The organism is Flavobacterium glaciei, assembly GCF_003350545.1.
Classification (GTDB): domain Bacteria; phylum Bacteroidota; class Bacteroidia; order Flavobacteriales; family Flavobacteriaceae; genus Flavobacterium; species Flavobacterium glaciei.
The window spans coordinates 101,671-127,006 of record NZ_QQBA01000010.1 but is presented as its reverse complement, the minus strand read 5'-3'; the positions used below and the strand labels follow the sequence as shown (position 1 = coordinate 127,006).

The 25,336-nt window shown below is 32.2% G+C and carries 22 protein-coding genes; 15 read left to right on the top strand and 7 right to left on the bottom strand.

Annotation, left to right across the window (positions count from 1 at the left end; all coding sequences use genetic code 11):
- Positions 1–19 precede the first annotated feature (19 nt).
- The 3 genes from DFR66_RS10170 (at position 20) to DFR66_RS10160 (ending at position 5,629) form a co-directional block, all read left to right on the top strand.
- The gene (locus DFR66_RS10170) at positions 20–2,410 is read left to right on the top strand and encodes a 3-hydroxyacyl-CoA dehydrogenase/enoyl-CoA hydratase family protein (RefSeq protein ID WP_114754735.1); all 2,391 of its coding nucleotides are present in this window, start codon (positions 20–22) and stop codon (positions 2,408–2,410) included.
- 81 nt (positions 2,411–2,491) lie between these two features.
- The gene (locus tag DFR66_RS10165) at positions 2,492–3,673 is read left to right on the top strand and encodes an acetyl-CoA C-acyltransferase (protein ID WP_114754734.1); all 1,182 of its coding nucleotides are present in this window, start codon (positions 2,492–2,494) and stop codon (positions 3,671–3,673) included.
- A gap of 150 nt (positions 3,674–3,823) precedes the next feature.
- Complete coding sequence (locus tag DFR66_RS10160) at positions 3,824–5,629, top strand: acyl-CoA dehydrogenase family protein (protein ID WP_114754733.1); 1,806 nt, start codon at positions 3,824–3,826, stop codon at positions 5,627–5,629.
- A 146-nt stretch (positions 5,630–5,775) separates the two neighbouring features.
- Here the strand turns inward: DFR66_RS10160 and DFR66_RS10155 are convergent, their stop codons facing one another.
- Positions 5,776–6,696: a YihY/virulence factor BrkB family protein gene (locus DFR66_RS10155; RefSeq protein ID WP_114754732.1), complete on the bottom strand. Its 921-nt coding sequence runs from the start codon at positions 6,694–6,696 to the stop codon at positions 5,776–5,778.
- A 400-nt stretch (positions 6,697–7,096) separates the two neighbouring features.
- On the opposite strand from DFR66_RS10155, the gene DFR66_RS10150 reads away from it, so the two are divergent.
- Both DFR66_RS10150 and DFR66_RS10145 read left to right on the top strand, forming a co-directional pair.
- A complete protein-coding gene (locus DFR66_RS10150; RefSeq protein WP_242008666.1) occupies positions 7,097–7,720 on the top strand; it encodes a superoxide dismutase in 624 nt (207 codons plus the stop codon).
- A 271-nt stretch (positions 7,721–7,991) separates the two neighbouring features.
- On the top strand, positions 7,992–9,197 hold the full coding sequence (locus DFR66_RS10145; protein WP_114754730.1) for an LETM1-related biofilm-associated protein: 1,206 nt from the start codon (positions 7,992–7,994) through the stop codon (positions 9,195–9,197).
- 286 nt (positions 9,198–9,483) lie between these two features.
- Here DFR66_RS10145 and DFR66_RS10140 read toward each other — a convergent pair whose 3' ends face one another.
- A complete protein-coding gene (locus tag DFR66_RS10140) occupies positions 9,484–9,963 on the bottom strand; it encodes a Dps family protein (protein WP_114754729.1) in 480 nt (159 codons plus the stop codon).
- 97 nt (positions 9,964–10,060) lie between these two features.
- Here DFR66_RS10140 and DFR66_RS10135 point away from each other — a divergent pair, with 97 nt between their 5' ends.
- Positions 10,061–11,002, top strand: a complete 942-nt coding sequence (locus DFR66_RS10135) for a LysR substrate-binding domain-containing protein (protein WP_114754728.1) — start codon at positions 10,061–10,063, stop codon at positions 11,000–11,002.
- A gap of 30 nt (positions 11,003–11,032) precedes the next feature.
- Here DFR66_RS10135 and DFR66_RS10130 read toward each other — a convergent pair whose 3' ends face one another.
- The gene (locus DFR66_RS10130; RefSeq protein ID WP_114754727.1) at positions 11,033–11,230 is read right to left on the bottom strand and encodes a hypothetical protein; all 198 of its coding nucleotides are present in this window, start codon (positions 11,228–11,230) and stop codon (positions 11,033–11,035) included.
- A gap of 171 nt (positions 11,231–11,401) precedes the next feature.
- Positions 11,402–12,064 (bottom strand): tRNA (5-methylaminomethyl-2-thiouridine)(34)-methyltransferase MnmD, encoded by a 663-nt coding sequence (gene mnmD / locus DFR66_RS10125; protein WP_114754745.1) that lies wholly within the window; start codon positions 12,062–12,064, stop codon positions 11,402–11,404.
- 309 nt (positions 12,065–12,373) lie between these two features.
- On the opposite strand from mnmD, the gene DFR66_RS10120 reads away from it, so the two are divergent.
- Complete coding sequence (locus tag DFR66_RS10120; RefSeq protein ID WP_114754726.1) at positions 12,374–13,441, top strand: branched-chain amino acid aminotransferase; 1,068 nt, start codon at positions 12,374–12,376, stop codon at positions 13,439–13,441.
- 99 nt (positions 13,442–13,540) lie between these two features.
- Here the strand turns inward: DFR66_RS10120 and DFR66_RS10115 are convergent, their stop codons facing one another.
- Positions 13,541–13,927: a pyrophosphohydrolase domain-containing protein gene (locus DFR66_RS10115; protein ID WP_114754725.1), complete on the bottom strand. Its 387-nt coding sequence runs from the start codon at positions 13,925–13,927 to the stop codon at positions 13,541–13,543.
- Between the two features lie 80 nt (positions 13,928–14,007).
- Here DFR66_RS10115 and DFR66_RS10110 point away from each other — a divergent pair, with 80 nt between their 5' ends.
- The 5 genes from DFR66_RS10110 to DFR66_RS10090 all read left to right on the top strand — a co-directional run bounded on the left by DFR66_RS10110 (position 14,008) and on the right by DFR66_RS10090 (position 17,109).
- Entirely contained in the window at positions 14,008–14,196 is a 189-nt protein-coding gene (locus tag DFR66_RS10110; protein WP_114754724.1) for a hypothetical protein, read from the top strand.
- A 220-nt stretch (positions 14,197–14,416) separates the two neighbouring features.
- The gene (locus DFR66_RS10105) at positions 14,417–15,547 is read left to right on the top strand and encodes an SRPBCC family protein (RefSeq protein WP_114754723.1); all 1,131 of its coding nucleotides are present in this window, start codon (positions 14,417–14,419) and stop codon (positions 15,545–15,547) included.
- Positions 15,548–15,608: 61 nt separating this feature from the next.
- Entirely contained in the window at positions 15,609–16,151 is a 543-nt protein-coding gene (locus DFR66_RS10100; RefSeq protein WP_114754722.1) for an RNA polymerase sigma factor, read from the top strand.
- Between the two features lie 33 nt (positions 16,152–16,184).
- Entirely contained in the window at positions 16,185–16,598 is a 414-nt protein-coding gene (locus DFR66_RS10095) for a hypothetical protein (protein ID WP_114754721.1), read from the top strand.
- A gap of 49 nt (positions 16,599–16,647) precedes the next feature.
- Positions 16,648–17,109, top strand: a complete 462-nt coding sequence (locus tag DFR66_RS10090) for a sensor of ECF-type sigma factor (protein ID WP_114754720.1) — start codon at positions 16,648–16,650, stop codon at positions 17,107–17,109.
- Between the two features lie 65 nt (positions 17,110–17,174).
- Here DFR66_RS10090 and DFR66_RS10085 read toward each other — a convergent pair whose 3' ends face one another.
- A complete protein-coding gene (locus DFR66_RS10085) occupies positions 17,175–18,230 on the bottom strand; it encodes a WD40/YVTN/BNR-like repeat-containing protein (protein WP_114754719.1) in 1,056 nt (351 codons plus the stop codon).
- Positions 18,231–18,346: 116 nt separating this feature from the next.
- Here DFR66_RS10085 and DFR66_RS10080 point away from each other — a divergent pair, with 116 nt between their 5' ends.
- The 3 genes from DFR66_RS10080 (at position 18,347) to DFR66_RS10070 (ending at position 23,310) form a co-directional block, all read left to right on the top strand.
- Positions 18,347–19,771: a hypothetical protein gene (locus DFR66_RS10080; protein WP_114754718.1), complete on the top strand. Its 1,425-nt coding sequence runs from the start codon at positions 18,347–18,349 to the stop codon at positions 19,769–19,771.
- A 117-nt stretch (positions 19,772–19,888) separates the two neighbouring features.
- Entirely contained in the window at positions 19,889–21,874 is a 1,986-nt protein-coding gene (locus DFR66_RS10075; RefSeq protein WP_114754717.1) for a KUP/HAK/KT family potassium transporter, read from the top strand.
- A gap of 179 nt (positions 21,875–22,053) precedes the next feature.
- A complete protein-coding gene (locus tag DFR66_RS10070) occupies positions 22,054–23,310 on the top strand; it encodes an RsmB/NOP family class I SAM-dependent RNA methyltransferase (RefSeq protein WP_114754716.1) in 1,257 nt (418 codons plus the stop codon).
- Positions 23,311–23,416: 106 nt separating this feature from the next.
- Here DFR66_RS10070 and rho read toward each other — a convergent pair whose 3' ends face one another.
- Entirely contained in the window at positions 23,417–25,225 is a 1,809-nt protein-coding gene (rho, locus tag DFR66_RS10065; protein WP_114754715.1) for a transcription termination factor Rho, read from the bottom strand.
- Between the last annotated feature and the right edge of the window lie 111 nt (positions 25,226–25,336).

Below are 25,336 nucleotides of genomic sequence, written 5' to 3'. Positions count from 1 at the left end.
AAACAAATATAAACTACGTATGAAACGCACCATCAAAAAAGTTGCAGTAATAGGGTCCGGAATTATGGGATCTGGAATTGCTTGTCATTTTGCTAACATTGGAGTTGAAGTATTGCTTTTGGATATTATCCCAAGAGAACTGACCGATGCCGAAGCAAAAAAAGGACTCACCCTAGAGAGTAAAATTGTTAGAAATCGATTGGTAAATGATAGTTTAGCTACAGCTTTAAAATCAAAGCCCTCTCCTATTTACAGTCAAAAATTTGCAAGCCGCATCTCAACTGGTAATACAACAGATGACATGGCAAAAATTGCTGGTGTAGATTGGATTATTGAAGTTGTTGTAGAAAGACTTGATATTAAAAAATTAGTTTTTGAACAGATTGAGAAATTTAGAAAACCGGGAACATTGGTTACTTCTAACACTTCTGGAATTCCAATTCATTTTATGAGTGAAGGAAGAAGTGAAGATTTTCAAAAACATTTCTGTGGAACCCACTTTTTTAACCCAGCGCGTTACTTAAAATTATTTGAAATCATTCCTGGACCACAAACTAGTGCAGAGGTTTTGGATTTTCTTACGGTTTACGGAGAGAAATTTTTAGGGAAAACTTCGGTTTTGGCTAAAGATACTCCAGCGTTTATTGGAAACCGAATCGGTATTTACGGAATCCAAAGTTTGTTTCACTTGGTAAAAGAAATGGGACTTACTATTGAAGAAGTTGATAAATTGACTGGACCCGTTATTGGTCGTCCAAAATCGGCTACCTTCAGAACTGTTGATGTTGTAGGTTTAGATACTTTGGTTCATGTTGCCAATGGTATTTATGAAAACTGTCCAAATGATGAGCAACACGACTTATTTAAACTTCCTGCATTTGTAAACACCATGATGGAAAACAAATGGTTGGGTAGCAAAACAGGTCAAGGATTTTATAAAAAAGAAGGTAAAGACATATTAACCTTAGATTTAGATACGCTAGAATACAGAGCTGCTAAAAAAGCATCTTTTGCAACACTGGAACTTACCAAAACTATTGATAAACCAATTAATAGATTTAAAGTTCTTGTAAAAGGAAAAGATAAAGCAGGTGAATTTTACAGAAAAAGTTTTGCTGGATTATTTGCTTATGTATCTAACAGAGTTCCTGAAATTGCAGATGAATTTTACAAAATAGACGATGCTATGAAAGCCGGTTTTGGATGGGAAAATGGACCATTTGAAATTTGGGATGCAATTGGTGTTGAAAAAGGAATTGAAATCATGAAAGCAGAAGGTTTAGCTCCTGCTGCATGGGTAAATGATATGTTAGCTTCTGGAAATACCAGTTTTTATTCTGTAAAAGAAGGTGCAACGTTTTTCTACAATATTCCAACTAAAACACAAACAAAAGTTCCGGGTCAAGACGCCTTTATTATCCTAAATAATATTCGCGAAAGCAAAAAAGTATGGAGCAATAGCGGTGCAATTATCCAAGATTTAGGAGATGGAATATTGAATTTAGAGTTCCAATCTAAAATGAACACAATTGGTGGTGATGTTTTACAAGCTATCAATAAAGCAATTGATTTATCTGAGAAAGAATATCAAGGATTGGTTATTGGGAATCAAGCAGCTAACTTCTCAGTGGGTGCCAATATTGGAATGATATTCATGATGGCTGTGGAGCAAGAGTATGATGAGTTAAATATGGCAATCAAAATGTTCCAAGACACGATGATGCGGGTACGTTACTCTGGAATTCCAGTTGTAGTAGCACCACACGGAATGACTTTTGGTGGTGGTTGCGAAATGAGTTTGCATGCTGACAAAGTTGTTGCTGCAGCAGAAACCTATATGGGATTAGTTGAATTTGGTGTTGGGGTTATTCCTGGCGGTGGTGGATCTAAAGAATTGGCTATGCGTGCCTCTGATTTATTCCATAAAAATGATGTAGAGTTAAATGTATTGCAAGAGTATTTCTTGACTATCGCAATGGCAAAAGTATCTACATCAGGATACGAGGCATTTGACACTGGATTACTTCAACATGGTAAAGATATCATTGTAATCAATAGAGACAGACAGATTGCAGAAGCAAAAAAACATGCGCTCTTGATGGCCGAAGCTGGTTACACACAACCAATACGTAGAACGGATGTAAAAGTACTTGGAAAACAAGCTCTTGGGATGTTCTTAGTAGGTACAGATCAAATGGAAGCTGGAAAATACATCTCTGAACATGATAAAAAAATAGCTAATAAACTAGCTTACGTAATGGCAGGTGGTGATTTATCTGAGCCAACACTAGTTAGCGAACAATATTTATTGGATATCGAAAGAGAAGCTTTCTTATCATTATGTACAGAGAGAAAAACATTAGAAAGAATCCAATTTATGTTGACCAAAGGGAAACCGTTGAGAAATTAATTTTAAACAATAAATTAAGACTTATAAATTAAAACTTATTATCGTTTAAAAATTTACGAGTCAAAATTCAAAATACTAGTTATGAAAACAGCCTATATAGTAAAAGCATACAGAACAGCCGTGGGGAAAGCCCCAAAAGGAGTGTTCAGATTTAAACGTCCTGATGAATTAGCAGCAGAAACCATCGAATTTATGATGAATGAGTTGCCAAATTTTGATAAAACTCGCATTGATGACGTAATGGTAGGAAATGCAATGCCAGAGGCAGAACAAGGATTAAACGTTGCGAGACTTATTTCGTTAATGGGTTTAAAAGTAGAGGACGTTCCTGGTGTTACTGTAAATAGATATTGTGCTTCTGGTTTGGAAACTATTGGAATGGCTACTGCCAAAATCCAATCAGGTATGGCACATTGTATTATTGCAGGTGGAGCTGAAAGCATGAGTTTTATCCCAATGGGAGGTTACAAACCAACTCCGGATTATGCTGTTGCAAAAGCTGGAAACGAGGATTACTACTGGGGAATGGGACTTACTGCTGAGGCGGTAGCACAACAATTTAAAGTATCTCGTGAAGACCAAGATGAGTTTGCATATCACTCACACATGAAAGCTTTACAAGCACAAGCTGATGGTAAATTTGACAAGCAAATTGTTCCTATTACAGTGGAACAAACATTCCTTAACGAAAACGGGAAAAAAGAAACCAAATCATACGTAGTAAACAAAGACGAAGGTCCAAGAGCTGGTACATCAAAAGAAGCTTTGGCTGGATTACGTCCTGTTTTTGAAGCAAATGGTAGTGTAACCGCAGGAAACTCATCACAAATGAGTGATGGTGCCGCTTTTGTTTTGATCATGAGCGAAGAAATGGTAAAAGAGTACAACTTAGAACCAATTGCTCGTTTGGTAAATTTCGCATCAGCAGGAGTTGAGCCTAGAATTATGGGTATTGGACCAGTAAAAGCAATACCAAAAGTACTGAAACAAGCAGGTTTGACAATTAATGACATTGATTTAATAGAGTTAAACGAAGCTTTTGCCTCTCAAGCATTAGCTGTAACCCGTGAATTAGACTTAAATCCAGAAATCATTAATGTAAATGGAGGTGCTATTGCACTAGGTCATCCACTAGGATGTACTGGAGCAAAATTATCAGTACAATTGTTTGACGAAATGAAACGCAGAGGAAGCAAATACGGAATTGTAAGTATGTGTGTTGGGACTGGACAAGGAAGTGCGGGGATTTATGAGTTGTTATAATTAAAATATTCATCCTTTTTTGTCATTCCGACGAAGGAGGAATCCCATAACAAATTAGAGACGGAATACTATACTGAGATTCCTCCTTCGTCGGAATGACAAGGCTGAGGATTTAGATTTTAAATTAAAAACATATTAAAAAATAAAAAAATGGCAGATACAATTGAAAAAAACGTAACCCGTGGTGGTCAGTTTTTAGTTAAAGAAACAAAATGTGAAGATATTTTCACACCTGAAGATTTTACAGAAGAGCAATTAATGATGCGTGACTCTGTAAAAGAGTTTGTAGACAAAGAGTTGTGGGCTCACAAAGATCGTTTTGAAAAAAAGGATTACGCATACACGGAAGAAACCATGAGAAAAGCGGGTGAACTTGGACTTTTAGGAGTTGCAGTTCCTGAAGCTTACGGTGGATTAGGAATGGGATTTGTATCAACTATGTTAGTATGTGATTACATTTCTGGAGCAACTGGATCGTTCTCAACTGCTTTTGGAGCTCACACAGGAATTGGAACTATGCCAATTACTTTATACGGAACAGAAGAACAAAAACAAAAATACGTTCCTAAATTAGCTTCAGGCGAATGGTTTGGTGCTTATTGCCTTACGGAGCCAGGAGCTGGATCTGATGCAAATTCAGGAAAAACTAAAGCAGTTTTATCAGAAGATGGAACACATTATAAAATCACTGGACAAAAAATGTGGATTTCGAATGCAGGATTCTGTTCTTTGTTTATTGTTTTCGCCCGTATTGGTGATGATAAAAACATTACTGGTTTCATCTTAGAAAACACAGCTGATAACGGAATTTCGATGGGTGAAGAAGAGCATAAATTAGGAATTCGTGCTTCCTCTACTCGTCAAGTTTTCTTTAACGAAACAAAAGTTCCTGTTGAAAACATGTTATCTGAAAGAGGTAATGGTTTTAAAATAGCAATGAACGCACTTAACGTAGGTCGTATCAAATTGGCAGCTGCTTGTCTTGATGCACAACGTAGAGTGATTACAGGATCTGTAAAATATGCTAATGAGAGAATCCAGTTTAATACTGCAATTTCACAATTTGGAGCTATTCGTGCAAAACTAGCTGAAATGGCAACATCTTGCTACGCTGGAGAAAGTGCTTCTTACCGTGCAGCTAAAGATATTGAAGACAGAATCATTGCACGTGAAGCAGAAGGAACATCTCATCAAGAAGCTGAATTAAAAGGGGTTGAAGAATATGCTATCGAATGTTCTATCTTGAAAGTAGCCGTTTCAGAAGATGTTCAAAACTGTTCTGATGAAGGAATTCAAATTTTTGGAGGTATGGGATTCTCTGAGGATACTCCAATGGAAAGCGCATGGAGAGATGCAAGAATTGCTCGTATTTACGAAGGTACAAATGAGATTAACAGAATGCTTTCAGTAGGTATGTTAATTAAAAAAGCAATGAAAGGGCATGTCGATTTATTAGGACCTGCTATGAAAGTATCTGAAGAATTGATGGGAATTCCATCATTTGACACACCAGACTACTCTGAATTATTTGCAGAGGAAAAAGAAATCATCAAAAACTTGAAGAAATCTTTCTTGATGGTTGCTGGTAGTGCTGTTCAAAAATTTGGAGCGGACTTAGATGCACACCAACAATTATTAATGGCTGCTTCCGATATGCTAATTGAGGTTTATATGGCAGAAAGTACTATATTAAGAACTGAAAAATTGGCTAAAAAAGAAGGAGAAGATAAAGTACAAGAACAAATTGCAATGGCTAAACTGTATTTATACAAAGCCGTTGATATTGTAAACCAAAAAGGAAAAGAAAGTATTATTTCTTTTGCTGAAGGTGATGAGCAACGTATGATGTTAATGGGATTACGTCGTTTTACAAAATACACAAACATGCCAAATGTAGTGGCATTAAGAGAAACAATTACTGCTAAACTAGTAGCAGAGAATGAATATTGTTTCTAATAAAAGTTAGTTTTTAGTTTTTTTTTAACCGCCTTGTACCTGCAAAAAAACAAGGCGGTTTTTTAATGCAAACTATTTTTAAACAATCTACTATTTCTTAAAAATGATATTTAAATAAAGTAAGCTCCAATAAATATTCGAAAAAATTATTTCACCTCATTCACCTCTATTACTTCTACTTTAATAGCTACCGCATAATCATTTGGGACAATTTTATTGCCATGAGCATTCGCATATACTTTAGTAAACTCGGCACCAAAATATAATATGATTGCCGAATAGTATACCCAAACTAAAATAATTACAATAGAGCCTGCTGCACCATAAACAGTAGCAACCGTTGACCTTCCTAAGTAAAAACCTATTGCAAATTTTCCTATCATAAAAAAGAAAGAGGTAAAACCAGAACCTATTAAAGCATCTTTCCACACAATTTCACCATCCGGTAATGTTTTAAAAATCACCGAAAATAAAATGGTTGTGGTTATAAATAACACGATAATATTCAATACATAAAAAATATAAACGGTAGTATCCGGAAAGTTAATAATCAAACGTGCATTGATTACATCCATCATTGTATTAAGTATTAAACTAACCATGAGCAAGAATCCCACCGATGCAATCATTGAAAAAGACATCAATCTGTTCTTAACAAACTTCATGAAACCTTTATTAGGTTTAGCTCGTAAACCCCAAATAAAATTAATAGAACTTTGAATTTCAGCAAAGACTCCCGATGCCCCAACAAGGAGCATAATCCCACCAAAGAGGGCAGCAAAAGTATTACTATCTGAAAGTTCAATGTTTTTAATTGTTTCTTGAATTTGCAAAGCGGCTTGATTGCCAACCATCCCGTTTATTTGTCCGAAAAAACGCCCCGTAACAGCTTCTTTTCCAAAGAAAAAACTAAAAATTGAAAGTATAATAATGAGTAACGGCGGTAACGAAAAAATAGTGAAATATGATAAAGAGGCACTCAATTTTATAGCGTTATCATTTTCAAACTCTTCGTAGGTTCTTTTTAAAATACTCCAGCCGTCTTTAGCTAATTTTCTTTTTTTCATTTAAATAAAATGTATATGTAAATATTCAATTGAGATCTAACAATGATGTTGCTAACAACAAATATTTGATTTTCAAAATTACAAAGAAGTACGACACAAAATAGAAATGAATTTTACATAATTTAAACTAAATCATATATCAACAACCTGTAATCCTAAAACATCTCAAAATTTAAGTCTTTCTTAACCCCTTTTGAAATGTATTTCCATAATTTTATAGAGTAAATGAATAAAGACATTAGATATGAAAAACAATAACAGTAGAAGAAACTTTTTAAAACAAACGGCAATACTTTCAACAGGAACTATATTAGCAAGTAGCGTATTACAAGGGGCTTTTGCAAATACTACGTCTTCCCTACTTGAAGATGTAACACATAAAATTGAAGATAAAAACACTATCGAAGGCGCATTTGTTCTTCCTAAATTACCTTATTCTACTGATGCTCTTGAGCCTCATATTGATAAAACTACAATGGAAATTCATTATAGTAAACATCATCAAGCCTACGTGACCAACTTGAATAAGGCAATAGGAACTCTAGATAAAAAGCTCATTGAATATTCTAACTCGCTCGAAACTATATTTGAAAAAATGTCACAGTTTCCGGATGCTGTTAGAAATAATGCGGGAGGCCATTACAATCACACCTTATTTTGGGAGTTACTCTCGCCTGCTGGAGGTGGTTTGCCAAAAGGAAAACTCGCCGAAGCAATTACAAGTAGTTATGGATCATTTGATGAATTCAAAAAACAATTTGCTGATGCATCTATGAAACGTTTTGGTTCTGGTTGGGCATGGTTAGTGGTTAAAGATGGGAAATTAGTTATTGGTTCTACAGCAAATCAAGACAATCCATTAATGAGTTTACGAGGTAAAGGATTAAAAGGAAGACCTATTTTAGCTCTAGACGTTTGGGAACACGCTTATTATCTAAAAAATCAAAACCGAAGAGCTGATTATATAGCTTCTTTTTGGAATGTTATCAATTGGGATGCTGCTGAAGCTTTATTCAATTCTTAAATACCTGAAAGGCCCTGTTTTATTGCAATTCAGGGCTTCTTATTATAAAACACTTGTTGCATCAAAATCCAATTTTACAAATTTAATTCATATTTGAAATAAATAAAGGTTTGATTCTGAGTGTTTTTTTATCAAAAATTATAACATTTAAATTTAACTTGTTTAAAACTATTAAAACAATACTAATTAATTGTAGTATGTGTGTTAAACTAAAAAGCTCCAGTTAAAACTATCGCAAAAAAGTATAGCTTTGTACCTTCAAATTAAAGCAATGATTAACCCTTCGGCATCAGGTTGGATAGATAAATTTTTTATAGAACAAAAAATTTCAGAAAAAACGGTTTCTAAAACTACTGATACATTTTATCAAAAAGTTAGAGATACAGGGTTTATTTATGGCCACATAATTACATTTGATACCGTAAATACAATTGAAACTAAAGGCTGGTTTAAAGAGGAAATCTCTAAAGTTGCATTATTAAATACTTTATATGGTGTTTTTTGTTTGACCAAAAACGAAATAAGTTCTGAAAATTTCATCAAACAAACAGTTACTTTTTATAACCAAATGAATCCTCAAGGTTTCAATTTATTTAAAAAAATACTTCCTAAAAATTCACTTTCATTAACACTCGAAAAAATAATTGATGAGCGTGTTCAAACGAATGACAGTATTATCAGTAAAAATTTTTCACATCTGGTAACAAATGCTTTACTATTTATAGATGTTTTGGCCTTTCGCCAATACTTAATACATGGTGAAATACCAGAAAAATATCTTAAGAAAATAGAAGAAACAATTGTAAATATTGTGACGCTAGCTTTAAAAACTAAATCTAAAAAATCACAATATGATGATTTATTAATAAAACTATTTGAAGCTTCTATACGGTACAGTAAATTTTCCAGAATCTCTGTACAAAGTTTGGAAACACTACAATTAGATTATTTTACGAATGAATTAGAACAATATTATTTAATAGATATTGCTGGAATGGCTTTATGGAGTGATGGCAAAATTGAGAATAACGAAGCTTATTTTTTACATACATTGGCAGAAACAGTATCTATTTCAGATAATTTTGTAAGGCAAAGTATAGATAGCACTGATGCATTTATAACCAAACATAAAAAAGAAATACCGTATTTCAACTATTCAAATCCTATGAAGCATTTTTATGATCAAACGACTCAAAGTGTTGTTACGCTCATAAGCCGAAATAAAAATAGGTTGATAAAGGAAATTGTGCAAAGCAAAGAATTAATGGTGTTATTAGCTTATTCCACCCGAAGAGATCTTGATGAAAAAGAAAAGAAAAAAGTTAAAAAACAATTGTTAGAAATTTGTAAAACCATTCCGTCCCTGACTATTTTTTTGCTCCCAGGAGGAAGTCTACTCTTGCCTATTTTAATCAAATTTATACCTACATTATTGCCATCTACCTTTAATGAAAATCTGGATAAGGATAACTATTAAAAAACACTATTCTTAACAGTCCTAAGAAAAATTAGACAAATTAATCATTAATTAGGATATTAATAAACTTGATATTTTTTCGGGTTTATCTTATTTGAATTTCACTAAATTCTTTATTTATTAAAATTAATTTACTCATTGATTTCTTAATTTGTTTGTTACCTAAATTTTAGTTTTGAACATAAAAATAGTAGGTATTAATATTCAATTCATAAAATTAAAAAAAACAGAAAAACCAGATAAAATCATCCGATTTTATCTGGTTTTTTAAAATTCGACAATAAATTTACAAGGTTTCCTCTAACCAAGCTTGCATCATCCAAATAGTTTTTTCTTGTTCTGATATAAAATCACTCATCATTGAATTTGTACCTTCATCATTAATTTCACCCGTTTTCGTCAGGATTTTTCTTTCTATCTTTAACAAATGAGACAACGACGTAACTATCAAATGTACTGCTTCCTCATCTTTTGAAACATTTTTACCTACAACTAACTGATTGTTTTTAATGTAATCCTCAAAAGTATGCAATGGCGTTCCTCCTACTGTAAGAACCCTTTCAGCAATTAAATCAATTTTAATTTGAGCATCAGTATATAATTCTTCAAATTTAACATGTAAATCAAAAAAACGTTTCCCCCTTATATTCCAATGAATACCTCTTAAATTTTGATAATACACTTGAAAATTAGACAACAAAATATTCAATTCACTTACAATCAATTCTGATTCTTTAATTGGTAATCCTAAGATATTTGTTTTCACAATTTAAATTTTTAAACAAAATTACGCAATAAAACACCACTTTACACTATAAGTCAAATTGATTGTTTTTATATTTGCATCAGAAATTACTATAAAAATGACAATAACTCAATTAAAATATGTTTTGGCTGTTGCCGAATACAAAAATTTCACGCTAGCTGCCGAAAAATGTTTTGTAACTCAACCTACATTGAGCATGCAAATTCAAAAAATAGAAGAAGAGTTAAGCATTCAGATATTCGACCGATCAAAAAAACCAATACAACTCACTGATATTGGTCAAAAAATTGTCAATCAAGCAAAAAATATTGTCAATGAAGCTGATCGAATTCAAGACATTGTAGAGCAACAAAAAGGATTTATAGGTGGGGAATTCAGATTGGGAATAATTCCAACCATTATGCCTACACTTTTACCTATGTTCTTGAATAATTTTATAAAAAAGTATCCTAAAGTAAAACTCATAATCGAAGAGTTGAATACGGACGAAATAATAATAAAACTCAACAATGGTCATCTTGATGCCGCCATTGCCTCTACTCCATTGATGGAAGAAAAAATAAAGGAAATTGTATTGTATTACGAACCTTTTGTAGCATACATTCCAGAAAGCCACCATCATTTTCAGAAAGAAGAAATTGAGGTTTCAGACTTAAACTTAGATGAAATTTTGCTATTGCAAGACGGACACTGTTTTAGAGATGGAATTTTAAATTTATGTAAAAATGTAACTAAAAATGAAACAAGTCGTTTTCAAATTGAAAGCGGAAGTTTTGAAACTCTTATTAAATTAGCAGATGAAGGTTTGGGTACAACTTTGCTTCCTTATTTGCACACCCTTGATTTGAAAGAAACCGATAAATTAAAACTGCGCCATTTTAAGGAACCTAAACCAGCTAGAGAAGTCAGCTTAATTTTTCCTAAAAGCGAATTAAAAATACAAATAATAGATGCTCTTAGAAATACAATTGCAGGAGTCATAAAAGGTGCCATCGTATTTCAAAATGTACAAATTATAAGCTCACTTCCTAAAAAATAAAAAAAGGAACCTTTTTGAGGTTCCTTTTTTTTATGAATTTACTATTAATAAACATTGTTTTAATTCTGGTTTTCCAATGGTAAAATTTATTAACCATTCTCGCAATTGCTCCATTTCGTATGGTAGTAATGTTTTTATGGCTTTTTCTAATTCCTTGCAAAAAAGCAATGGATCAAAACTCACTCTTTCTAAAATTGATTTTGTATAATCATACATGATTTTTGACATAGTAAACGTTGATTTTAGTTAGATTTTGATTCTAAAGTGTGGTAAAAATACATATTTATTTTTTACAACATCATTATTTAACTTAGTTTTAATTATTTTTATTTTACATGATCAAACTTGCACAAAAAAAACAAATAAATTATTGAAAACAAGAGATTTAAACAATAATCATCACCCTTTATTAGCACGAAACATTTCTCTTTTTCCGGGTGGCCCAGCAAGTTTTTCAACAGTAAAGCCCACTTCAATCATACTCCTTTTTACAACTCCTCGAGCGGCATAAGTAACCAGTACACCATTCGCTTTAAGCGCCTTATACATCTTCTCAAAAATAGCAGTGCTCCACAATTCAGGTTGTACTCTATAGCCAAAAGCATCAAAATAAATCAAATCATATCTATCAATATCGTCAATTTCTTCAAAAAATTGTTTCCTTTTCGTAAGTGAAAAATCATCTCTTAAATTAATTTTTTCTCCCCAATTACTTTCATGCATTTTATCGAAAATTGCACTTTCTGGCATTGCATTTAATTCTGTAACATAATTCATCAGTAAAACTTCATCTACCGAAATTGGATAGGCTTCTACTCCAACATAATCAATTGATTGCTGCATTTTTTTTGCCTCCAGCAACGTGATAAAGGCATTTAAACCAGTGCCAAAGCCTATTTCTAAAATAGAAACATTTCTGTTTTGAAATAACGAAAGACCATTTTTAATAAATACATGTTGTGCTTCCTGTATGGCGCCATGTTTAGAATGATAACATTCGTCCCAATCTGCTAAGTGAATGGTCGTTGAGCCATCAAGTGTTTGGATTATTTCTCTTTTCAAAACTGGAAATTTGAGGTTGTTGTGAATTAAAAACTGTAATTGATGTCCAAAATTAATCAAAATCTAATACGTTTGACTCTGAAAAATTTAAATTTATTGTAGAATCAATAGAATTGGCCATAATTTTTTTGTTTTGTCTAAAATGCAAACAAATCTTAGTTACATACAATAATTAAAAGTTTTTTGACAAGTCTTTTGTTGATTTTTATTTAATTTTGCAAAGATTAAACCGCAACTTATAAAACAAAAGTCTTTTTTATTAAGTTCCAGTTTGTCATTAAAAAAAAAACCAAAAAACAATATATTACTATGAGTACTACTCAAACTAACAAAATTGAAACAATAAAAGCTTCCTCTACAAAAATAAACGAGGTTGATTTTTCAAACTTAAGCTTTGGTTCTGTTTTTACAGATCATCTATTTGAATGTGATTATAAAAACGGGGAATGGCAAAAACCGGTCATTAAACCTTACGCACCTTTTTTGTTAGACCCATCTACAAGAGTATTTCATTATGGTCAAGCAATTTTTGAAGGTATGAAAGCTTACAAAGATGAAAATGATGACGTTTGGCTTTTTAGACCTGATGAAAACTACAAGCGTTTTAATACCTCGGCAGTAAGAATGGCTATGCCAGAAGTTCCCGAAGATATATTTATGAGCGGTTTAAATCAATTGTTGCAATTAGACGAAGCTTGGATAAAAAAAGGAAAAGGAAATGCCATGTATATCAGACCATTTATGATTGCAACTGGTACTGGAGTTATTGCTAATCCTTCTGATAACTACAAATTCATGATTATTTTATCACCTGTTAGTTCGTACTATTCTGGTGAAGTAAAGGTTCTTATAGCAGAACATTACAGTAGAGCTGCAAATGGAGGAATAGGAGCTGCAAAAGCTGCTGGGAATTATGCAGCTCAATTTTACCCAACTAATCTAGCCAATAAAGAAGGTTTTCAACAGGTAATTTGGACTGATGATGCAACACACACTAAACTGGAAGAAGCGGGTACAATGAATGTGTTTTTTAGAATAAACGATACATTACTAACTGCTCCGGTAAGCGAAAGAATTCTTGATGGTGTGACTAGAAAAACACTTATTGATCTAGCAAAAAGTATTGGTATACAAGTAGAAGTACGTTCTGTATTAGTATCTGAACTTGTTGAAGCTGCTAAAAACGGATCTTTGAAAGAAATTTTTGGTGCTGGAACTGCTGCTGTAGTAAGTGTTATTTCTGGATTTTCTTATCAAGATGTATATTATGAATTACCGAAGATTGAATTTACAATGGCTTTACAACTTAAAACTAAATTAGAAAATATTCAAAATAAATTGGAAGAAGATAATTTTGGATGGACTGTTAAAATATAAATCCAATATTACATAATTTTAAAAAAGCGATTTTCAAGTTGAAAATCGCTTTTTTTATAGCATAGTTTATGATCAAATAAAAACTTTGTACGCCACAGTTTATTCTTCAATTATTTTTGAAAAATCAGGTTTAAAATAATTTGGCCCTTTCATGACTTTCCCATCTTCACGATAAATAGGCTTTCCGTCTTCGCCTAATTTACTCATATTACTTCGTTGGATTTCATCAAAAACTGCTTCTATTTTATGTTGCAAACCATGTTCTATAATGGTCCCGCACAAAATATACATCATATCACCCAATGCATCCGCAATTTCTACTAAATCATTGTTTTGAACTGCTTCAAGATATTCTTCATTTTCCTCTTTCATTAAGTTGTAACGAAGTGTGTGTTTGCTTTCACCTAAATTAGCTTTAGGTATTTCACTATGACCTATTTCAAAAGCCGTGTGAAATTCTTTAACTGAGTTTATCTGTTTTTGCATATTTTATTTTGTTAAATGAAAAGGCAAATTAGCAACTATTTCTAAACTATTAACTAAATTTGCTGGAAATAATTTATACTATGTTTAGTCAAGGTCAATTAGTGTTTGCAGGATTATTTTTTGTTGCTTTTGTTATTGCTGCAATTTATGCCTATCGAAAAGATTTAAAAATCCACAAAGAATTTTATAAAGGGAATTACAAAATTCTAATAGGATTTGTGGTTTTTATTGGGATTCTGTTTTTGATAAAAGTATTTTTCAAACGCTAGTTTTTAAAATACTTGACAAAGTAAATTACAATTCTTACCTAGTTTTCTTCAAAAAAGCATCAGATACAAACAATTGAAAATTGTAAAATCATCTATAATTTTGCACATTAACATAGTGTAAAATACGATTGATTTATAAATTAATCCATATTTATTTAACACTTTCGATGACTTGTAAATAAAACCTTTAACTTTACAAAAATTAACAAACCTGTATATTATGAGGATTTTAAAATACTTATTTCTTTTACTATTGCTAAGTTTTGTGGCGTTATCCATTTTTGTGGCAACTCAAAAAGGAGATTTTACCGTAGAAAGAAGTCAAATCATAAATTCTCCTAAATCAACTGTATTTAATTTTGTTAATGATTATAGAAACTGGGAAGATTTTAGTTCTTGGGTTCTTGATGATCCAGCAATGCAAATTAGATATGCAATAAAAACAACTGGTCCCGGTGCTAACTTTTCTTGGGAAGGCAAAGAAAGTAGCGGTGATATCATGACTCTTTCAGTAAAAGAAAATGACAGTATTGTTCAAAAAATGAATTTAGATGGAACTTCATCATCTGTGTTGTGGAGTTTTAAAGATACAATAGGCGGAACAAAAGTAACCTGGAAAAATACTGGTAAAATGAGTTTCACCATGAAAGTTTACTCTACTTTTAATGGGGGAATACATAAAATAATGGAAGAAATGTATGAAAAGAGTTTAGCTAATTTAGATAAAAACCTTGATTTCGAAATTAATACACATACTGTTAAAGTAAACGGATTAGTAAAAAAACTTGGCACTTTTTACTTGAGACAGACTTTTACTAGTGAGATTTCTAAGGTAACTAAAAACTCCCAAATCGTGTTTCCAAAAATAATTGCTTTTTGTAAACAAAATAATATCGAATTAAACGGAAAGCCATTTATAATTTACCACACCTACGATACAGTAAATGGATTGACTAAATTATCCTTTTGTATACCTATAAAAAATCAAATTCTAACAAGTTCAGGAAGTGATATTTTAACAGGAAAAATGGAACCATTTGACGCCATTAAAACAACTTTAACTGGAGATTATTCGCATACAAAAAAAGCTTTAGATAAAGCTAAAACACACATTAATACTAATCGAATTACTCTTGACCCAACTTTTTCTCATGTTGAGAATTTTACCATAAGCAAAACCGAAATTAAAAATCCTTCAAAATGGGTTACGGAAATTTATTATCCAATACAACCTAAAGCAATTCCAGTAATACCCGCAAAGGTTTTCACTACGACAGTTCCTAAGACTGCTGAAGCCATCAAAACGCCTGCGCCGATAATAAATAAGGAAGAAGAGGAATCTGAATTTTAATTTTTTTATTAGCTAAATAAACCTTTTTCATAAATTCTATTCTAACTCTTAAATAATCGCTTTGCAAGAAGAACAGGAATTTATAAAACAATTGTTAAACCCTAAAACGCAAAATAATGCGTTTCAGCAGTTATTACAAGATTATCAAAAACCGTTATACAATCATATACGCAACATAGTCTTAAATCACGATGACGCTGATGATGTCTTGCAGAATACATTTATAAAAATATTTCAAAATGTGAAAAATTTCAAAGGAGAAAGTAAACTTTTTTCATGGATGTATCGCATTGCAACTAATGAAGCCTTGACATTTTTGAAACAAAAATCAAAAATAAGCGGTATTTCATCCGAAACTTTACAAAACAAAACTATTGATAATCTGGAAGCCGACGTTTTTTTTGACGGAAATGAAATTCAAATCCAATTACAAAAAGCTATTGCATTATTGCCTGAAAAGCAACAATTAATTTTTAAAATGAAATATTTTCAAGAACTGAAATATGAGGAAATTTCAGAAATTCTGGGAACCACTGTTGGAGGATTAAAAGCATCCTATCATCTTGCAGTAAAAAAAATTGAAGCTTTTGTTTCTTCAAATTAAACCTTTTAGCTAGAACACGGTCTAAATAATATTATGAAAACATTTAAATTAGAGAACGAACCTAAAATTGAAACTGGATTTAAAACTCCAGAACATTATTTTGAAAATTTTTCAATCAAAATGATGGAGCAATTGCCTACAGACGAGCCTAAAGTAATTTCTATTTTTCAAAAAAGAAAAACTTTAATCCTATCAGTAGCTGCAGTTTTAATACTTGCTCTGATGATTCCAATTTTAAGTCCTTCTTCGACAAACACACAAGAATTAGATGCTGTGGCATTAGAAAATTATATTACCTATCAATCTAATGTAAATCAATATGATTTGATAAGTGTATTAGAAACCGAAGATATTAATAACATAAAAACAGGTATTGTTATAGAGGATGAAGCTATCGAAGATCATTTATCAACAAATTCAAACTTAGAGAATCTCATTTCTGAATAAATCATATATGTACAGCTTTCTTTTAAAGCTATAATTAAATAAATAAAAAATGAATCTAAAAAAATTATTACCAATACTATTGCTATTTGTTTCCTTCAACTTTTACGCTCAAGGCGAAAGTATGAAAGAGAAAAAAATGCAAATAAAAGCCTTAAAAGTAGCTTTTTTTACAACTGAATTAGACTTCACTACCAATGAAGCAGAAAGATTCTGGCCCATTTACAATGCATTTGATGATAAACAGTTTGAACTGAGACATCAAAAAATGAAAACCTACATGAGAAGAATGAATGATGGCTCGCTTGACAAAATAACTGAAAAAGAAGCTAATATCTTTTTAGCTCAAATAGAGGATACTGAAGAAGAGTTGTTTTTGTTGCGAAAAAAATTCATGAAAAATGTGAAAACCATTTTACCAGCCGTAAAAATAGTTAAACTCAAAAAAGCCGAAGAAGATTTTAATAGAAAATTGCTACAACAATATCGAAACAAAGGTCACAAAAGCCATTAATCTTATTTTATTAATTCAAAAAAAATACCCTAAACACTAATTGTATTGGATTTAGGGTATTTTTATTATTTAAAATTGATGCGAATCATTTTATTTTGTCCAGCTGCAATTGCCGTATCTTTATCAATAAACCTGATGGTATTAAGAGTAGAATCAGTAGATAATTGCTTCCATGAAACACCCGCATTGGAGGAATAATAAACTCCTGAAAAGCCAACAGTTACAAGACCATTACCCTTACTTTCGGGAACATATTGCACACAAGAAGCATATCCAAAAGCTTGATTTTCTGCTACTAACTTCCATGTTTTCCCCCCATCAGTTGTGATTGCTTTATTAGAAAAATTTTGATTGCGTACCTCATAATCTCCACCAGTTATAAACCCAGTTTGAGCATCATAAAAATCAGCAGTAAAAATTCCAGTCATCGACTTGCCTTGCACTATTGGAGTTTCATAAACAGTCCAAGTATTCCCTTTATCTGGAGAATAAAATACTCTCGATTTTTTGCCGCCGGAAGCAATCCATGTGTTATTCCCTTTGATAATAATATTTGTGTTACTTGCCGCAAAAGCAGCTTCTCCATCCATCACTTTTGGTAAACTTTTCGAGGGAACTTTATTCCATGAATTTCCGCCGTCACGAGTGATTATTATATTCAAACAATCGGCTATTGGGTCTCCCATAGCTATTCCTTCTTTATCATTCCAAAATTGCATACTATCATAAAACACTTTTTCATGATTTTCTTCATACACTAATTTCGTCTTTTTTCCGTCTTTAGAAATTTGATATAATAAAGCTGGATTTCCAACATTTAAAATAAAAACATGCTTATTAGTTTTGGCATTACTTCTAAACTCAAGCTTAAGAGAATCTTTGATAATTTTGCTTTCAAATTTTTGATTGTTATCCAAATCAAAAAAACCAAATCTTCCTTTATCAGCAGCATACCAAATTTTATTTGCATCAACCACAATAGCTCTAATACTTATTTTATCCTGAAATAATGTATCAATCACAATGGAATTAAACTCAGCATCGGTTTTTGCAACAATATTAGCTATTTTACAGGATACTAAAACATTTGAAATCAACAGAATCAAAAAAAAAGTTCTCATTTTTTATACATTTTCTGCTAAATTACAATTAATAATAAGAATAGAAAATAAGGATAAAATTAATTGGCATAGTAATTGGATAATCAAAAAAAAGAATAAACTTAATTCAATTAATTATGAAAACGAAACTATTTCTATTGAGTCTATTGACTACTGTTTTCGCAACACAAATACAGGCGCAGGATAGAACATCAGTCAATGCAATGAATAACGAAATCAGCGACAATCTTGATTTGAGAGCTGTTGCTTCTATTTTTGGTGACTCAAGAAATCTACAAGATTTTGAACGTCGCCTTAATGATCCTGAACTACAAATATCAAATCTAGATTTGAATAATGACAATGAGGTAGATTATTTAAGAGTTATAGAAACTGTTGAAAATAGGACTCACGTTATTATAATTCAATCTGTTTTAGACAGAGACGTGTATCAAGATGTCGCTACGATTGATGTTGAGAAAGATAGAAATAACCAAATTCACGTTCAAGTAGTAGGAGATGTTTACATGTATGGGCAAAATTATATTTATGAGCCAGTATATTATAATACGCCATTAATTTACGCATCATTCTGGTCTGCTAATTATAGCCCTTATTACTCTAGCTGGAATTGGGGATATTATCCATCCTATTATTATGCTTGGAATCCGTTCCCAATTTTTAGATATAGAAATAATATCAACATTTGTTTAAACATTAATAATAATTACAATTATGTTAATTACAGGAGAAGTGAGCGAGCAATTGTTCTTCACAGTTCCAGACGTTCTAATGGTTATGAAAGACAACACCCAAATCAATCGTTCTCCAGAAGAAATGCTACTGTAACAAACCGTTATGAGTTAGAACAAAGAAGAGGTCCAAGAAATGAAGTTGGTTACTCTAACAGAAGAACAGGAAATCAAATAGATAATTCTCAAAACAGAACTAGTTCATCCAGAGAAACAACTCCACAAAGGTCTAGTTCAACAAGAGATTATTCTCAAAATAGAACTAATTCTTCGAGAGAAATAACAGCTCAAAGAGGAAATTCTCAAAGAGATTATTCTCAAAACAGAACTAATTCTTCGAGAGAAATAGCAGCTCAAAGAGGAAATTCTCAAAGAGATTATTCTCAAAACAGAACTAATTCTTCGAGAGAAATAGCAGCTCAAAGAGGAAATTCTCAAAGAGATTATTCTCAAAATAAAACAAGTTCTTCTAATCAAGTTGCGCCACAAAGAGGGAATTCTCAAAAAGATTACTCTCAAAATAGAGTAAGTTCTTCTACTCAAGCTGCACCACAAAGAGGAAGTTCTCAAAGAGATTACTCTCAAAATAGAGCAAGTTCTTCTACTCAAGCTGCACCACAAAGAGGGAATTCTCAAAGAGATTATACTCAAAATAGAACAAGTTCTTCTACTCAAGCTGCGCCACAAAGAGGAAGTTCTCAAAGAGATTACTCTCAAAATAGAGCTAGCACTTCTACTAAGGCTGCACCACAGCGAGGAGAGTCACAAAACAGAGGTAATTCTTCTAGAAATGATAACAAAAGGTCATAAAAAAACTGCTTTAGAAAATTATAAAAACACGGCTCTTTCGACCGTGTTTTTTTATAATATAAAAGGCGCTAATTTATTATAAAAGTGTAAATTTGAAAACTTTTTTAAAATTTTTTCATGGGCAATTCGCATAAAAACATACACAGTCAACTTTCCGCCGCAGGTCTGTTAATTACTTTAGGAATTATATATGGCGACATTGGTACATCACCGTTATATGTAATGAAATCCATTATTGGAGAAAGTGCTATAAACAAGCAATTAATATTAGGTGGATTGTCCTGTATATTTTGGACACTGACTTTACAAACTACACTAAAGTATGTAATCATTACCCTTAATGCTGACAATCATGGTGAAGGTGGTATTTTCTCCTTATATTCTTTAGTAAAAAAAACTAAGATACAGTGGTTAATCGTTCCTGCCATTATTGGGGGGAGTTTATTATTAGCCGAAGGGATTATTACACCTCCTATTTCCGTTTCCTCTGCCGTTGAAGGATTGCATATTTTCAAACCCGATATCCCAACAATCCCTATTGTTATTGCCATCCTTTTTGTGTTGTTCAGCATTCAACAATTTGGAGCCAAACTGGTCAGCAAGTTCTTCTCACCTACCATGTTAGTTTGGTTTTCTATGCTTGCAATTTTAGGATGTATCCAAATTTTTAAAAATGTTGAAATTTTTAAAGCCCTTAATCCGTATTATGGCTACAAACTGTTAACTTCAGATAAAGGTGGTGAAGGTTTTTTAATTCTAGGAGCCGTATTCCTGTGCACAACAGGAGCTGAAGCATTATATTCAGATATGGGACATTGCGGACGACGTAATATCCGAGTGAGTTGGATTTTTGTAAAAACCACATTAATCCTTAATTATTTTGGTCAAGGAGCATTTTTACTGCTACACGAAGGAAAAACATTGGCACAATTAGGAAGTTCGAATCACAATCCATTCTATCTAATTATGGCGGACTGGTTTCAGCCTATCGGAATTATAATTGCCACATTTGCTGCTATCATTGCTTCTCAAGCTTTAATCAGTGGATCATTTACATTGATAAATGAAGCGATGCGTTTGAATTTTTGGCCAAAAGTAAAAATCAATTATCCAACTGATGTTAAAGGACAACTATATATCCCATCAATCAATTGGTTGCTTTTTGTAGGATGTGTTGGAATCATTTTATATTTCAAGGAATCCAAATATATGGAGCATGCCTACGGCCTATCTATAATTTTAGGGATGATGATGACTACAACGTTATTGAATTATTATTTGATAATGAAAAGAGTCAAATGGTATTTTATGACGCCATTAATTACATTATATGCTACCATAGAAATTGGCTTTTTGTATGCTAATATCTCAAAATTCATGGAAGGTGGATATGTAACTTTATTTGTAGCAATATTCATGATTTTCATTATGAGCACTTGGTTTTTAGCTAAAAAAATTAGCAAAACTTATACGCAAATTGTTAAAATTGATGATTATACAAAAGTATTAGGCGAGTTAAGTCATGACGAAACTATACCAAAATATGCTACGCATTTAGTGTATATGACAAATGCTACTCGTTCAGATGAAATTGAAGAAAAAGTGATGTATTCAATCCTTCGAAAAAGACCAAAAAGAGCTGACATATACTGGTTTATACATGTAAATGTGCTAAACGAACCTTATAAAAAAGAATATCGAGTAACTGAAATCTTAAAAGATGATTTATACAGAGTTGATTTTTACTTAGGCTTCAGAGAACCTACAAAAATCAACTTAATGTTCAAAGAAGTAATCAAAGATATGGTTAGCAAAGGCGAAATGGACATTTCTAGCCGTTATGAATCGTTAAACAAAAACAATATTATAGGTGATTTCAAATTTGTATTGTCAGAAAAATTTCTTTCTAATGATAGTGATTTAACTTTCTTTGAAAAAATTGTAATGAACACATATTTTGTTTTGAAAAAATTCAGTTTGTCTGAAGGGAAAGCTTTTGGTTTAGACAATAGTTCCGTAAAAGTAGAACAATTCCCTATGGTGCTGCATCCACCGGAAATTATCAATATGAAAAGAATAGAACGATCAAATACTAATATGTAATTTCCGTTATTATTCTATCACAATTAGCATTTAAAAAAGTTTTTTTCTTATAAAGAAAAAAACTTTTTTTGTTTACCTACATTTCACAATAATTTTCAAGCAGGACTAGTTCAAACTCGTAAACCACAAATACAAAAATTCACATAAAAAAAACTACCTTTGCACCTCAATTATTTAAAATGAGATTACACAGAAATTTAGTTTACACAACAATAGACGCCTTAAACGCCATTTTTAACGAAGGTGAATATGCGGACAAAGTAGTTGCAAGATCCTTAAAAAAAGACAAACGTTGGGGAAGTTCTGACAGAAAGTTTGTTGCCGAAACCATCTACGAAATTGTACGTTGGAAAAGATTATACGCAGAAATAGCCGAAGTAAAAGAACCATTTGACAGAGATAATCTTTGGAGAATGTTTTCTGTTTGGGCAATCTTAAGAGGCTACCCTATTCCTGATTGGCGCCAACTGGAAGGAACTCCAGAACGAAAAATAAAAGGACGTTTTGACGAACTTTCAAAAGTGAGAGCTCTAAAAGAGTCAATTCCAGACTGGATGGATGAATTAGGAGTAAAAGAATTAGGAGAGAAAGTTTGGGCAACTGAAATAGCAGCTCAAAACCAACCCGCTAAAGTTATATTAAGAGTAAATACACTTAAAACTACCAGAGAAGCGTTACGTGCTATTTTGATGGATTTAAACATTGAAACAGAAACATTGAAAAATCAACCTGATGCTTTAGTTCTTAAAGAAAGAGCCAATGTTTTCCTGACTGATGCTTTCAAACAAGGTTTCTTTGAAGTTCAAGATGCTAATTCACAATTAGTAGCTGCTTTTCTTGATGTTAAACCTGGAATGCGAGTTGTTGATACTTGTGCTGGTGCTGGTGGAAAAACACTACACATTGCTTCTTTGATGGAAAACAAAGGGCAATTAATTGCAATGGATTTGTACGAAAGTAAATTAAAGCAATTAAAAATCAGAGCTAAAAGAGACGGTGCTTTCAATATTGAATATCGCATTATTGACTCTACAAAAATCATAAAAAAATTATACGAAAAAGCGGATCGTGTTTTAATTGACGCTCCATGTAGCGGTTTAGGAGTTTTGAAAAGAAACCCAGACGCTAAATGGAAATTGAAACCAGAATTTATTGATAACATACGTAAAGTACAATCGGAAGTTTTAGAAAGCTATTCTAAAATTGTAAAACCGGGTGGAAAATTAGTGTATGCCACTTGTTCAATATTACCATCAGAAAATCAAGAACAAGTAGAACGCTTTTTGACAACTGACATTGGAAAACAATTCAATTTTATAAAAGACCAAAAAATATTGGCTTCAGAATCTGGTTTTGATGGGTTTTATATGGCTTTGTTAGAACGTAAAGAAAGCTCAGATCAGAAAGAAAAAAGAGTCCAAAAAGAAATAGAATAAAACATAGATTTTAGACTCCAGAATTCACAAAAAAGTCCTCGAAATTTCGAGGACTTTTTTTTATGCGCTATATCTATTTACTTTATTCTTTCTCTTTTTACTATTCCTAATCATTCATAGAGATCAAGAACTCCTCATTAGTTCTTGTTTGTTTGAAACGATCATTTATCAATGTCATCGCTTCTACAGGATTCATATCCGAAAGCATTTTACGCATAATCCACATGCGTTGCAAGGTTTTCTGATCCAATAACATATCGTCGCGTCTTGTACTAGAGGATGTTAAATCGATTGCTGGAAAAATACGTTTGTTAGCAATTTTTCTATCCAATTGCAATTCCATATTACCGGTACCTTTAAATTCTTCAAAAATAACTTCATCCATTTTCGAACCAGTTTCTGTCAAAGCTGTAGCGATAATACTTAATGAACCTCCATTTTCTACATTACGGGCTGCTCCAAAGAAACGTTTTGGTTTTTGCAATGCATTAGCATCAACACCTCCACTTAATACTTTTCCTGACGCTGGCTGAACGGTGTTGTAGGCTCTTGCTAAACGGGTAATAGAATCTAATAAAATGACCACATCATGACCACATTCTACTAATCTCTTAGCTTTTTCAAGGACGATATTTGCTATTTTAACGTGTTCCTGAGGCTCTCTGTCAAAAGTAGAAGCGATTACTTCACCACGCACACTTCGTTGCATATCGGTAACCTCTTCTGGGCGTTCATCAATCAATAAAACAATCAAATAAACTTCAGGATGATTTGCTGCAATAGCATTGGCAATCTCCTTCAATAACATGGTTTTACCCGTTTTAGGTTGAGCAACAATCATTCCACGTTGTCCTTTTCCTATTGGTGAAAACAAATCTATAATTCGGGTTGAAATAGTACTTTGTTTTTCGGCCAATTTAAATTTTTCTGATGGAAAAACAGGCGTTAAATGTTCGAATGAAACTCTGTCACGAACCACTTGAGGATCGTGCCCGTTTATTTTTAAAACTCTAACTAACGGGAAAAATTTCTCTCCTTCTTTTGGCGGACGAACCACTCCTTTTACGGTATCTCCTGTTTTAAGACCGAACAATCTGATTTGAGAAGTCGATAGATAAATATCATCCGGAGAAGCCAAATAATTGTAATCCGAAGACCTTAAGAAACCATATCCATCAGGCATCATTTCAAGAACACCTTCACTTTCTATAATTCCGTCAAATTCAAAGTCTGATGCTGCAAAATTATTTTTTTTATTTTTAAAATTTGGATTTTGATTCCCGTTCCCATTTCCGTTCCCGTTTTGATTGGGATTCGTATTGGGATTTTGGTTCGGGTTCTGATTTACATTTTGCTTCAGTAATTGGTTTGGATTTATCTTTTTTACTGGAGCAACAGGAGTTTCAGTTTTTTCGTTTGTTGCTGTATCTGCAACAATCACATTTTCTCTGTTCCCTTCTTTTACTTCTTCTTTATCCTTTTTTAATGCGATTTTCTTTTCGTAAGCTGATTTATTAAATTTAATAATTTTACCTACTTTTTTATCATTCCCTTCAGATCCTGGCTTTGAAGCCAATTCTTCTTCTTTTGAAACAGGTTCAATAGGAAGATTATTTTCTAATGGAGTACTTATTTCAGCAGCAACTTGTTCTGTTTCAAAAAGAGAATTTGGTTCCGCTTTTTGAATTGCTGCCTTTTTAACAGGAACTATTCTAATCCTTTTAGGTTTATCATCATCAAGGTTATTTTCTTTCTTAGCCTCTAATGCTGAATCAACGCTTGCCACTTGATGTTCTAAAATATGACTTATTAATGTCTCTTTTTTTACACCGTTAAATTTTATGGTTTTAGCTGATTTAGCTATTTCTTGAAGCTCAGAAAGCTTCATTTCTTTTAATGCAGAAATATCAAACATGAATGTTCTATGAGTTTAATTAATTTTTGGAAAAAAATGTAAAAGATAGGTAGTAAACTTTATTTAGAATCAACCGCAGTATGAAGTGCTTACGGTATTATGATGCAATAA